This is a genomic window from Pectobacterium aroidearum (genome assembly GCF_041228105.1).
Classification (GTDB): Bacteria; Pseudomonadota; Gammaproteobacteria; order Enterobacterales; family Enterobacteriaceae; genus Pectobacterium; species Pectobacterium aroidearum.
Window position 1 is genome coordinate 3,011,892 of the sequence record NZ_CP166097.1, and the last position, 12,882, is coordinate 3,024,773.

Here is a 12,882-nt window from a genome sequence, read left to right on the forward strand (position 1 = left end):
ATCTGTCATCAAACCATTATCGATAGTATACCGCGATGCGTTGATTATGAACCTCTTCGATGGCAACTTCGGTATCGAAAATATCTTCCAGGACGTCGGACACCATGATGTCCTCCGGTTTCCCCGTGTAGATAACTTGCCCTTTGCGCATCGCAATAATGTAGTCCGAATAGGCGGAAGCAAAGTTGATATCGTGGATAACCAGCACAATGGTTTTACCTAACTCATCGGCCGCACGACGAATCTGTTTCATCATCGCCACCGCGTGTTTCATATCCAGATTATTCAGCGGTTCATCCAGCAGCACATATTCCGTGTCCTGACACAGCACCATAGCGACATAAGCCCGCTGCCGCTGACCGCCGGAGAGCTCATCTAAAAACCGATCTTTCAACTCAGTCAGATTGAGGAATGCCAATGCAGCGCTGATGCGTTCACGATCGTCAGCATTCAGCCGTCCTTTGGTATAGGGATAACGGCCAAAACCCACCAGCTCCGCTACCGTTAAACGGCTGGTAAACTGGTTTTCCTGCCGTAGCACGGACAAACACATCGCCAGCTTATCGCTTGGCGTTGTCATCACATCCATGCCGTTCACTTTTACCTGTCCGCGATCCGCTTCCAGCAAGCGGCTGATGATGGACAACAATGTCGACTTCCCTGCCCCATTCGGGCCGATAATCGACGTCACACCGCCACGAGGCACCGTCGCCGAGACATTGTCTAATACCGTCACGTTATTATACGTTTTAGTTACATTGCCGATCTCAATCACACAGAAACCTTTTTCAGTAACAACACAATAAACAGCGAACCACCGATAAATTCGAGCACCACGGAAAGCGCTCCCGCCATGCCCAACAGATGTTCCAAAATTAACTGTCCCCCCACTAACGCGATGATGCCAAGCAAAAACGCCGTCGGCAGCACAATGCGATGTTGGCTGGAACCCGCAATCAGATAGGCTAAATTCGCCACCATAAATCCTAAAAAGGTTAACGGGCCCACTAACGCCGTCGACACAGCGACGAGCACTGACACTAGCAACAGCACCAGTGTTACATGGCGTTTGTAAGAAATACCTAGATTAATCGCTGTATTTTTCCCCAGCGCCAGTACGTCCAATTGGAAACGCAATCGCCATACGCACAGGGCAATAATCAAGATGATCGCAGCAGACAGCGCAATCAGTTCCGGCGCTGCACGCGTAAAGGTGGCAAACATTCTGCTTTGCAGCACAGCAAACTCACCGGGAGTCAGGAGCCGCTGCATCAGGCTGGAAGCACTGCGAAACAAGGTGCCACAGATGATCCCGACCAGCAGAACCAGATGTAGATTACTGTGACTCCCGGTAAACAGACTGCGATAGAGTAACAAGGAAAACAGCACCAACAGCAACGCTTCAAGGATGAATTTGCCGCTCACGCCAACCGCCGTAATACCTTGTATCCCAAAGAAGAACAGCACCGCTGTTTGCAGCAAGATAAACAGCGCCTCAAACCCCATGATAGAAGGCGTGAGAATGCGGTTATTCGTCACCGTCTGGAACAGGACGGTTGACACACTAGCAGCAAACGCGACCAGTACCATCGTGGATAAAATCTGGCCCCGATGTATCAGGATGTAGCGCAGGTTACCGCCCAGATTGATGGTCATGAACACCACGATGGCCGCTAATGCCACCGCACTCAGCCACCATAAACGCCGATAAGGTGATGAGCTGCACGCTACAGACGAAGTGGAAGTGGGGGTATCAACTTTGAACTCATTAACTGACATGACGTCTCTGACTCAACAACAGGAAAAGGAACACAACGGCACCAATCACGCCCAAAATCACACTCACGGGAATCTCGAACGGGTAACGCACCACGCGGCCAATGATATCGCACAACAGCACCAGCCCACCGCCGAGCAAACAGACCCAAGGGATGGTTTTTCGCACGTTATCCCCCATCATCATGCTAATGAGGTTCGGCACAATCAGCCCCAGAAACGGCAATGCCCCCACGACGACAACAACGACACCGCTAATCACCGCAATAATAGAGAGCCCCAGCAGCATCACTTTTCGGTAGTTCAGGCCGACATTCACAGAGAACTCTCGCCCCATTCCGGCAACGGTAAAACGATCCGCCGTCCAACAGGCCAACAATGTGAGAATCCCCACCAGCCAGAGCAGTTCATATCGTCCTTGTAAAATACCGGAAAAATCCCCGGCTTCCCAACTGCCAAGCGATTGAAGTAAGTCATAATGCATTGCGCCGAACGTAGTCACCGCACCGATGACCGAGCCCAACATGATCCCGACCAACGGCACGACCAGCGCCGATTTGAGGACAATACGGCGCAACAGCATCATAAACAATAACGTACCAACCATCGCAAACGCGCTGGCGACCACCATTTTCACCATCAGTGAAGCCGACGGGGCAATCACCATCACAACCAGGAGGCCAAACCCCGCAGACTGCGTTGTGCCAGCCAGTGACGGTTCGACAAAACGGTTTTGCGTCAGCAGTTGCATGATTAAGCCTGCCACGCTCATGGCGCTCCCCGCCAACAGCAGAGCCAACGTGCGCGGAACACGGCTAATAAAGAAAATGTCACGCATCATCGGGTCGGTCCATACCGCATTAAACGTGACTTGCCCTGCCCCGATAAACAGACTGGTGGTAATCATCCCCAGCATGAAGATGATACCAACCGAAAAATAAAACGTTTTCATTGCCGAAGTCACGATGCAGTCTTAGGGTTTGGCATCAAGTGCTTTATTGACATCATCGATCAGACGCAGATAGCTTTGCAGCCCGCCCGCGATATAAATCGAAGAGGAGTCCAGATAAATAACGCGGTTGTTCTGCCAGGCATTGGTTTTATTCACCAAGGGGTTATCCAGCACCTGTTTTGCTGATTGACCTTCCTTCTGGTTCCCAATTGCGCTGTCACGATCGAAGACGAATAACCAATCTGGATTAGCGCTTAACAGCAGTTCAGAAGTCACGACGTTACCGTGGCGCCCAGAATCAGGAAATTCCGTTGCAGGCTTAAATCCCAGCTCGTCGAAAACAAAGCCGAAACGAGATTTCGGGCCATATGCCGACATTTTGCCGCCCGTGACCATCACCAATAATGCCGTACCTGCTTTATCAGCTTTTTCACGCGTTTGGGCGATGCGTTGTTTAAAATCATCCAGTTTGGCTTTAGCTTCATCTTGCTTGCTAAAAATCTCCCCCAGTTGTTCAACTCGCTGCGTAAAACTGGTCATGAATTGGTGGTCATCGATATCCAATGCGATCGTCGGCGCGATGGCATTTAATTTGTCATAGGCATCACGAGCACGACCACCGCCAATGATTAAATCGGGAGCGGCACTGCTAATCGCTTCATAGTTAGGCTCAAACAGCGTGCCCGCATTCAGATATTTGCTGTCACGATATTGGGCAAGAACGTCAGGGAAGATTTTTGCGTCACCCTGCGGTACGCCCGCGACATCAATGTTCAACGCGGTCATCGTATCCAGAATAGCGGTATCAAACACGATGACTTTTTTCGGATTCACAGGAACCTGCGTCACACCTTTTGTATGTTCGATCGCGACAGTTTTACTGGCCGCAGGTGTTGAATCAGACTGATCACAGCCTGCCACCACTAACGCGGAAGCCAGCAGCGTCATTTTTATCATCGAGGGAAACCGCATTCCTTTCTCCTTATTTCGGTATTAATCGGTATTAAGCAGTGCGAATAACTTCGCAAAGTATCGAATTTAATTATCATTCGCATTAAAACAAAAATTGTAACCGAATGGACACAGTCATGCCTAGCGATTATCTCCACCTGCCTATTGATGTAGGTCAGAGAAGTGATGCAAATCAGGAAAGCGCCGCAGAAAAGTCGATTAAATGATATCCTTGCCGTTTTCCAGACTGTTTTGCCTGATTTCAGGCTCAGCGCGCACACGTAGCTAACTGCATATATGGCCGAGAAAATACAACCCACTTTTTTCATTCACGATTACGAGACATTCGGTAAACACCCGGCGCGCGATCGCCCTGCGCAGTTTGCAGGGGTTCGTACCGATATGGATTTCAACATTATCGGTGAGCCGCTGGTCATTTATTGTCGTCCGTCCGATGATTACCTGCCGGAGCCGGAAGCGGTGATGATCACCGGCATTACTCCGCAGGTCGCGCTGGCAAAAGGTGTCAATGAGGCGGAGTTCGCCCGTCAGATCCACGACGCGTTCAGCGTGCCCGGCACCTGTATTATGGGCTACAACAACATTCGCTTTGATGATGAAGTCAGCCGGAATATTTTCTACCGTAACTTCTACGATCCTTACGCTTACAGCTGGCAAAACGGCAATTCGCGCTGGGATTTACTGGATGCGTTACGCGCCTGCTATGCGCTGCGACCGGAAGGCATCGTCTGGCCCGAGAATAATGACGGCCTGCCCAGTTTCCGCCTTGAACATCTGACGAAAGCCAACGGCATCTCGCACGAACAGGCGCATGATGCGATGTCCGACGTTTATGCCACCATCGCCATGGCGAAACTGTTCAAACAGGCACAACCCAAGCTGTTTGAGTATCTGTTCACGCTGCGTAACAAAAACAAAATTTCCGCACTGATTGATATCCCACAGATGAAACCGCTCGTGCACGTATCTGGCATGTTTGGCGCGGCAAGGAGCAACACCAGTTGGGTCGTGCCGCTCGCCTGGCACCCGGACAACCGTAATGCGGTCATCATGTGCGATCTGGCTGGAGATATGACGCCGCTGCTGGAACTGGACAGCGAGACATTGCGTGAACGGTTATATACCCGTCGGGATGCGCTGGAACCCGATCAGAGTGCGGTTCCGCTCAAGCTGGTGCACATCAATAAATGTCCGGTCTTGGCACCAGCCAATACCTTACGCCCCGAAGACGCAGAAAGGTTAGGCATCGATCGTCAACGCTGTCTGGATAATCTGGCGCTGCTGCGCAACAACACGAGCGTCAGAGAAAAAGTGGTCGAGCTGTTTGCTGAAGCGCCCGCATTTGTCACATCTGATGATGTCGATTTACGGCTTTATGATGGCTTCTTCGGCGATGCTGACCGTATGGCGATGAAGATTATTCAGGAGACCGCTCCGCAGAACCTCCCTGCACTGGATCTCACGTTTGCCGATAATCGACTGGAACCGCTGCTTTTCCGCTATCGCGCCCGCAATTTCCCCGGCACGCTGGACGATCGCGAACAGCAGCGCTGGCTGCAGCATCGGCGCGCGGTATTTACGCCGGAACGTCTGCAGGATTATCTGTCAGAGCTCAGTAATCTGTATCAGCTTCATGAAGACGATAAAGAGAAGATGGCGCAGTTAAAAGCGTTGTACGCCTATGCGCAGGAACTGGTGGGATAACGTGTAAAAACGCAGGACGCGTTCTCAACATTGCGCAGCAACAACCTGAATGGCGGCGGCAAGAATAATTGCCGCCATAAAAAAACGTGGGGAACGTTTTTCAACGTCGCTTGCGACGGCCCGTAAGGGTGGCAGCCAGGGATAGCTCGCCATAAAAAAGCGGAGCACTCGGGCTCCGCTTTTCTCTTTCATTCATGCACGTCGTCAGTTATTTACACTGGCTCTTCACTGCATTGCGGTACTGGCTGACGGAAGCTGCGCGTCACAAACGCCAGATATAGCAGCCCGATCGTTGCCCATACCAGACCCAGCGTCATTGAGCTGGCTTCCAGATTCACCCACAGCGCCCCTACCGTTAACGCGCCCAGTACAGGCAGTACGAGGAAGTTAATGGTGTCTTTTACGGTACGGTTACGGCGTTCACGAATATAGAACTGTGAAATAACCGACAGGTTCACGAACGTAAACGCCACCAGCGCACCGAAGTTAATCAGCGCAGTTGCCGTCACCAGGTCGAACGACACCGCAGACAGTGCGATCACGCCAACCAGCAGGACGTTCAGCGCCGGGGTACGCCATTTCGGATGGATATAACCGAAGAAGCGCTCAGGGAACACGCCATCGCGTCCCATCACATACATCAGGCGTGAAACACCGGCGTGTGCGGCCATACCGGACGCCAACACGGTGACGCAGGAGAACACCAGAATAATAGACTGGAAGAATTTACCCGCAACATACAGCATGATTTCCGGCTGAGACGCATCCGGCTCTTTAAAGCGGGAAATATCCGGGAAGTACAGTTGCAGGAAGTACGCCACGGCAACAAAAATCACACCACCGATCAGCGCTGTCAGGAAGATGGCTTTTGGAATAACCCGACCGGCATCCTGCGTTTCTTCCGACAGCGAGCTGATGCCGTCAAAGCCCAGGAACGAGAAGCAGAGAATCGTTGCCCCGGTAATCATCGGCACCACATGCGCGTTCTCAGACCAGAATGGACGCGTACTGGTCAGCGTACCTGCACCTTCGCCCAGATAAACACCGTGGATGACCAGCCCCAGGAACACGGCCATGATAGCCACCTGTACTACCACGATAATGGAGTTCAGGTTAGCAACCAGATTGATGCCACGCAGATTAAACAGCGTCATCAGCCCGACCAGTACCGCGACAAAAATCCACGACGGCACGCCGGGGAAGATCGCTTCCAGATAGATTTTCGCCAACAGAATGTTGATCATCGGCATGAACAGATAGTCCAGCAGCGATGACCAGCCGACCATAAACCCAACGTGCGGGCTGATCGCTTTTTGCGCATAGGTATAAGCAGAACCCGCTGACGGGAAACGTTTTACCAATTTGCCATAGCTCAGCGCCGTGAACAGAATAGCCACCAGCGCAAACGCATAGGCGGTCGCCACATGGCCGTCGGTCAGGCCAGACACAATACCGAAGGTATCAAAAATGGTCATCGGCTGCATGTACGCCAGCCCCATCATAACAACGGGCCACAGCGTAAGCGTTCTTTTTAACTGAGCACGTTTTGCGCCAGCGTTAGGCAGAGATGTATCAAGCGACATGGCGTACACCTCCGTTCATTACGGCAGGGGCATACGCACCGGAAACAAATGAATGGATACAGGACTTGCCTGAATCACGATGAGAAGAGGTAGCTGAAACAGCACCAGAAATAACCTGCGACGACGTCGCGCCATAACCAATACCATTGCAGCCCAAACCGGCGGGTACCGGTGTGAAACTTACTGATTGCCCCATCTTTCCTTTCCTCACTGTGCTCACAGGCACACACAAAATTATCTATCCGGATCGTTGTCCGGCCTCTTTGGTTGAAGACCCTATACCCAGCAAACCGAGCCACAGAGAAGGTAAGAAACCACACCAATACCCCTGTAACCTGAAAGGTTGACGAGCATAAATGTAAAAAAATAACCGACGCTATTAGACGTCGGTTATTTGCAAGGCGCGTATTCTGCACCAGACGATCTCATCTGACAAGGCTCTGAGAACGTTGGAAACAATTTATTTATCCCCGTCATACATCAAGCGGCGTGTGTATTGATTTTTCGCATGCAAAACAATCATATTTTGCTCCGCAGCCTGAATCATTTCAGGATAAATACGTTAATACTTGTAATGAAAAACGTTGCTGTTATGTGTAAAGCCGAAACAAAAGGTCGCGCTTAAAAATTACAATTCCTGGAACCGCTTTTTCTTTTCGTTTTGTAATCTTTCCAGCTCAAAAATCACCTGCTGAAGATCCCGCTCCTGTGCCGCGTTCAGTGAAGGGAACTTGAAGCTCAAACGCTGCGTGAGTTTCACTTCGCCTTTGTTATCGACGACTTTCACCATGGCCTGACCGACGAACTGCAAATCGACGCAGAAGAAGCCGTGATCGGCAAGATCCATTTCCACGCTTTTAATGATGTCGCCTTCGGTCAACAGCCCGGTGGTGTCACGGTCGGTATACAGGCTCAACCCACCCAACGAGAGATCTTTAATAGTAAATAGGAAAACACTTTCATCCGGCAACTCGCCACGGCACGTCAACGGCGGCCAGAGTGGCGTATTGATGCGGAAATAGGTTCTACGTTGGATAAGATAAAGCAGTTCAGGAATCTGCGCGCTGAAGGCTGGCAGCCCATCGTAAGTTACCGTTTTCGCAATTTCGGCATTAAATTCAACTTTTGCACCCGCAGGCTCTGCGACAAAAGAGAGCGATCCGGCATACAGCGCGCGATTATTTTCACGCTCAATACCGCCTAAATCGAAGACAAACAGGTTGTTGTCCGGGACAACGTCAAGAATTTTACTGATGAACTGACCGTGAGAATGATGAACCATCAGAGAAATATCATTCTTCTTTAATTCGCGCAGGGTTGCACAGATAGCCAGTTTGTTGCGCTTAACAAACTGCTCTTTCAAATTTTCATTCACCGCTTTCATCCCCACCATTATTTACATGGATTATGTGTCAATGGCTTATATTGATGCACGCCTCTCCGTTATCTTTCAAGTCCATGTGTGCCACTACGATGCCACCGTACTGGCTGCATATTGAAAACGATCATGCGGAGTGTCTGAAATCGTAAGATATAGATTTGTGCAAACGATATCGGCAGTTTGCCCAACTACTTTAGCGGAATAATAGAAAAAAGGTGAGCAGAAGCGACCAGATAATGGCGTTTTTCTGTACATCGTTGATGAGTACAATATTGCCATTAAGCGGCTATTCTGCCCCAGTGTATGGGCACCGCAACGCTATTCGGCAGGATAGTGATACAGCAGCCAGGTTAACGCCAGCAAATCGGCACTACCGCCTGGGCTAAGGTTTCTGGCAATCAGCGCGTCATCCATCTTGATTAGCGCCTGACGATCCAGCGGACCAACCAGTAATTTCTGCGCGTAAGCTTGCACAAACGCCAGTCCGTCCATTCCACCGCGAGAGACGACATTGGTGTCAGGATTGTGGGCCATCAGCACCAGCAGCGTCCGTAACAGCGCGGTTTCGTTGTCCGCTCCGGCGGCAATCGCCTGCTGCAAAGCAGGCAGTGCGTACTGACATACGGTATTGAAACCGCTAGCGGCTTCTCCCCTTGCGCCCGTCAGCCCATGACGCTGATAGAGGTGCTCACCCGCCGTTGCCGCGCCGGAGCAGGTCTCCAGCTCATTACGCACCAGATCGTGACACATTGCGGCAACGCTGTCGCATAGGCTGCGCTGCGTCACACGCTCTCCCCGCCCTGCCAACCAGCCTGCGGCAGTGCACAGCAGGCCAAACGCGAAAATTCCGCCTTTATGGGTATTCACGCCTTTCGTCGCAGACAGCATCGCCTGTTCGCAAGCGATACCGATAGGCCGAACCTGAGACAGCAGTTGCGCTAGCGGTATATTGGCGTGCTGATAACCCGCATCGGTAAAATGCCGAAACCAAGGCGAAATCGCCTGAATGCTGGTCTGAAATAGCGCCACATCCATATCACGATGAGCACCGTTATTCGCACGATCCACCAGTCCAGGTTTCGGCGTCAGCATTACTTCCATCGTCAACGCATGCGCAACACGCTGGTCGATATCCGGCAACGAGAGACATTCCCGATACTCGCTGACGACGGAATGAGAGAGTGCGGCCGACAGTACACCGTCAGGCTGGCGTAAAGTAGGCATTGACCTTGTCCTCAATGTGCTCAAGCAATTCAGATAACGAATGGCGACGTGAACGGCTACAGGCGTGTGCCATCTGATTGCACAAGAGGCAGGAGCGTCCGCTGTGCGCCAGCATCGACCGACCAATCGATCCCTCTTCCGGGCTGAAGATGTCGAAATCCCATAGCCGCCCCAGTTCGTGGTTATCTTCCAGCGCAATAGTCGCCGCTTTCACCGACAGCGCATCTTTGGTGATGGCCCACAGCGCTTCCGCTCCGGTTGCCAACCAGAATGTCTGCTGTTCCAGCACCATCCAACCTCTTGCCTGACACAGAAACGTGAATGCTTTGATCGCTTCGGCCATCACCTGTCGATAGCCTTCGCTATCTTTTACTGGCCCCGGCGTAACCAGCGTCAACGACACCAGCGTCGCACCGTGCCGAGTGAGCCATTCTTGCTGGCGAACTGCGCGGCATTCCTTTGCCGCGAGTAAGGTTTCCAGCGAAATGGAAACAGCATTTGTCATCATCGATTCCCTCATGCGTTCACGCTTATTCGTCGGCTTCTTTCACCTGACGAACGACGTCAATCACGCTGCCATCGCGATAGCGAATGACGCCGACGATGCGGTCATGAAACTCGATAGCGCGTGGTTCACCAACCAACTCAATCGCACGCTGATACAACGCTTCAATCGTCATCACCGTCAGCCCCGCCTGTTTCAAACGTTCAGCAACTTCAGGACGCGCCGGGTTTACGGCAATGCCGTGATCGGTCACCAGTACGTCAATGCTTTCTCCCGGCGTAACCCGCGTCGTCACCTGACGCACTACGGTCGGAATACGGCTGCGGATCAGCGGTGCCACGACAATGGTCAGGTTCGCGGCTGTCGCGACGTCACAGTGTCCACCGGACGCCCCACGCATCACACCGTCGGAGCCGGTAATCACGTTGACATTAAAATCGGTGTCAATTTCCAGCGCGCTGAGAATCACCATATCCAACCGATCGCAGCAGGCCGCTTTAGAGCTTGGGTTGGCGTAAACGTTAGTGGAAATCTCGACATGGCCTGGATTCTTCGCCAGTGACGCCGCCGCATTGGCATCAAAACATTGCGTATCGATCAGTTTTTCGATCAGCCCTTTTTCATGCAGATCGACAATGCCACCGGTGATACCGCCGAGGGCAAAACGCGCCACAATGTTCTGCTGACGCATTTTATCTTCGAGGAAACGCGTACAGGCCGTAGAGGCCGCACCGGAGCCGGTCTGGATAGAAAAACCATTTTTGAAATAGCCGGCATGTTCAATCACATCCGCCGCAGAACGGGCAATCAACAGCTCACGCGGATTGCTGGTGACGCGCGCCGCGCCCACGCTGATTTTGGCCGGATCGCCGACTTCATCAACCTGAACGATATAGTCCACCTGATCCTGCACGATGCTGGCAGGCATATTGGGGAACGGCACCAGACTTTCGGTCAGCAGTACCACTTTACGGGCAAACTGCGCATCGACCATCGCATAGCCCAGCGAGCCACAGCTGGATTTCCCGACAGTACCGTTGGCGTTACCAAATTCATCACTGCACGGTACGCCCAGAAAAGCGACATCGATATTCAGTTCACCGCTTTGCAGCAAATGGACACGACCGCCGTGGGAATGGATTTGTACCGGTTCTTTCATGAGTCCGTGGGAAATGGCGTCGGCCAGCTTGCCGCGCATCCCAGAGGTGTAAATCCGGCTGATCACACCTGCCTTGATATGTTCAATCAGCGGTGCGTTACAGCTCATCAGTGAGCTGGATGCCAGCGTCAGGTCGCGAAAGCCCATGCGTGCCAGTGTATCAATCACTAGATTAATTACTTTATCGCCTTCGCGGAAATGGTGGTGGAAAGAGATCGTCATTCCATCTTTCAGGCCGCTGTGACGAATCGCGTCTTCCAGATCGGCACACAGTTTGCGCTCATGCTTTTGGGCAACATCATTCAGCCACGGTGTATTTTGATTCGCGTTGACGAAAGCTTGCAGATGACGTTTTTCCGGGTACTGCTTTTGCAGTGCTTCAATAAAATGACTCATTGTCTAATCCTGTAATTCCTGAGAGCGGCCGTTGCGGTGTAATCGCGCAACGGCTATTTGCGAACGCCGGAGGCCTGAGCACGTTCCAGCACTCTTCTGGCGTGGTCGATAATCGGCCCGTCGATCATTTTTCCATTCAGGGAAATAACGCCCAAACCAGCACGCTCCCCCTCTTCGGCGGCTTTGATCACCAGATGGGAATAGTCCACTTCATCCTGCGTAGGCGCATAGGCGTTGTGTAACAGCTCAATCTGGCGCGGGTTAATCAGGGATTTACCGTTGAAGCCCAGCTTACGGATCAGATCGACCTCTTTCAGGAAACCTGCATCGTCATTGACGTTGGGATAGACCACGTCGAAGGCGTCGATACCGGCAGCGCGAGCCGCATGCAGCACCGCGCAGCGGGCATAAAACAGCTCCGTGCCATCGCCGCGCTCTGTTTGCATATCCATCACGTAGTCAAACGCCGCCAGCGCAATCCCGATCATGCGCTCGGAAGAACGTGCAATCGCGACCGCGTTAATGACGCCAACCGCAGACTCAATCGCTGCCATGATGCGCGTAGAACCTACTTCACGGCCGCAGGCTTTTTCGATACGAACCAGATGATGTTCCAGTTCATCTACATCATCGGTGGAGTCCGTTTTCGGCAGGCGGATCACATCGGCACCGCCGCGCACCGCCGCTTCAAGATCCAGCAAACCAAACGGCGTACTGAGCTGGTTGATACGCACCACGGTTTCAATATCACGGTACATCGGGTGTTGGAGCGCATGGAAAACCAGCAGGCGTGCGGTATCTTTCTCCCGCAGGGAAACCGCATCTTCCAGATCGAACATGATGGAGTCAGGCTTATAGATAAATGCATTGGACAGCATGGCGGCGTTAGCGCCGGGGAGGAACAGCATACTGCGGCGAAGTTTATTCATTATAATGTCTCCCATTCAATCTGCTGTCCGTCTGTCGCGCGCAGCACCGCGCTTTGCACGCGGGCACGGATGACACAATCCAGTGCGCCTTTGTCATCCACAATGATTGTCCCTTCTTGTACGCCTAGCGCCTCCAGCGTCTCATTCACAACCTGTTTGATTTGGTGGCCGAACTGCTTCATGACTTCACTGTTGATAACCACGGTGAGTTTCCCGTCTGCCGGAGCCACTTTGACCAGCAGATCGCTGGATTCAAAGGTGCCCGCCAGGGACTCCTTAACAATCTTCATAGACTTATCCT

General features: G+C 52.2%; 13 protein-coding genes. 1 reads left to right on the top strand and 12 read right to left on the bottom strand.

Features of this window, described 5'->3' with window-relative positions:
* Positions 1 to 16 precede the first annotated feature (16 nt).
* The 4 genes from AB8809_RS13790 to AB8809_RS13805 are packed head-to-tail and all read right to left on the bottom strand — an operon-like array spanning position 17 to position 3,700.
* Positions 17 to 775, bottom strand: a complete 759-nt coding sequence (locus AB8809_RS13790) for an ABC transporter ATP-binding protein (protein WP_349856341.1) — start codon at positions 773 to 775, stop codon at positions 17 to 19.
* Entirely contained in the window at positions 772 to 1,779 is a 1,008-nt protein-coding gene (locus tag AB8809_RS13795; protein ID WP_349856342.1) for an iron chelate uptake ABC transporter family permease subunit, read from the bottom strand. Before AB8809_RS13795 ends, AB8809_RS13790 begins: the two co-directional genes overlap by 4 nt.
* Positions 1,769 to 2,728 (bottom strand): ABC transporter permease, encoded by a 960-nt coding sequence (locus AB8809_RS13800; RefSeq protein WP_015840014.1) that lies wholly within the window; start codon positions 2,726 to 2,728, stop codon positions 1,769 to 1,771. Before AB8809_RS13800 ends, AB8809_RS13795 begins: the two co-directional genes overlap by 11 nt.
* A gap of 21 nt (positions 2,729 to 2,749) precedes the next feature.
* A complete protein-coding gene (locus tag AB8809_RS13805; RefSeq protein WP_015840013.1) occupies positions 2,750 to 3,700 on the bottom strand; it encodes a siderophore ABC transporter substrate-binding protein in 951 nt (316 codons plus the stop codon).
* A gap of 276 nt (positions 3,701 to 3,976) precedes the next feature.
* On the opposite strand from AB8809_RS13805, the gene sbcB reads away from it, so the two are divergent.
* Positions 3,977 to 5,404, top strand: coding sequence for an exodeoxyribonuclease I (sbcB, locus tag AB8809_RS13810; protein WP_349856343.1), 1,428 nt, complete (start codon positions 3,977 to 3,979; stop codon positions 5,402 to 5,404).
* Positions 5,405 to 5,616: 212 nt separating this feature from the next.
* On the opposite strand, the gene AB8809_RS13815 is transcribed toward sbcB, so the two are convergent.
* The 8 genes from AB8809_RS13815 to citD all read right to left on the bottom strand — a co-directional run bounded on the left by AB8809_RS13815 (position 5,617) and on the right by citD (position 12,871).
* Positions 5,617 to 6,987, bottom strand: a complete 1,371-nt coding sequence (locus AB8809_RS13815) for an APC family permease (RefSeq protein ID WP_015840010.1) — start codon at positions 6,985 to 6,987, stop codon at positions 5,617 to 5,619.
* Positions 6,977 to 7,183, bottom strand: coding sequence for a hypothetical protein (locus tag AB8809_RS13820; RefSeq protein ID WP_015840009.1), 207 nt, complete (start codon positions 7,181 to 7,183; stop codon positions 6,977 to 6,979). Before AB8809_RS13820 ends, AB8809_RS13815 begins: the two co-directional genes overlap by 11 nt.
* A 432-nt stretch (positions 7,184 to 7,615) precedes the next feature.
* Complete coding sequence (locus AB8809_RS13825) at positions 7,616 to 8,371, bottom strand: flagellar brake protein (RefSeq protein ID WP_180776962.1); 756 nt, start codon at positions 8,369 to 8,371, stop codon at positions 7,616 to 7,618.
* 315 nt (positions 8,372 to 8,686) lie between these two features.
* Positions 8,687 to 9,592, bottom strand: coding sequence for a triphosphoribosyl-dephospho-CoA synthase CitG (citG, locus tag AB8809_RS13830; protein WP_349856346.1), 906 nt, complete (start codon positions 9,590 to 9,592; stop codon positions 8,687 to 8,689).
* Positions 9,570 to 10,097, bottom strand: coding sequence for a citrate lyase holo-[acyl-carrier protein] synthase (citX, locus tag AB8809_RS13835; protein WP_320702584.1), 528 nt, complete (start codon positions 10,095 to 10,097; stop codon positions 9,570 to 9,572). Before citX ends, citG begins: the two co-directional genes overlap by 23 nt.
* 25 nt (positions 10,098 to 10,122) lie before the next feature.
* On the bottom strand, positions 10,123 to 11,652 hold the full coding sequence (gene citF / locus AB8809_RS13840) for a citrate lyase subunit alpha (protein ID WP_349856347.1): 1,530 nt from the start codon (positions 11,650 to 11,652) through the stop codon (positions 10,123 to 10,125).
* Positions 11,653 to 11,705: 53 nt separating this feature from the next.
* A complete protein-coding gene (citE, locus tag AB8809_RS13845) occupies positions 11,706 to 12,581 on the bottom strand; it encodes a citrate (pro-3S)-lyase subunit beta (protein ID WP_014915099.1) in 876 nt (291 codons plus the stop codon).
* Entirely contained in the window at positions 12,581 to 12,871 is a 291-nt protein-coding gene (gene citD / locus AB8809_RS13850) for a citrate lyase acyl carrier protein (RefSeq protein ID WP_349856348.1), read from the bottom strand. The genes citE and citD overlap by 1 nt, the downstream gene beginning before the upstream one ends.
* Positions 12,872 to 12,882 lie beyond the last annotated feature (11 nt).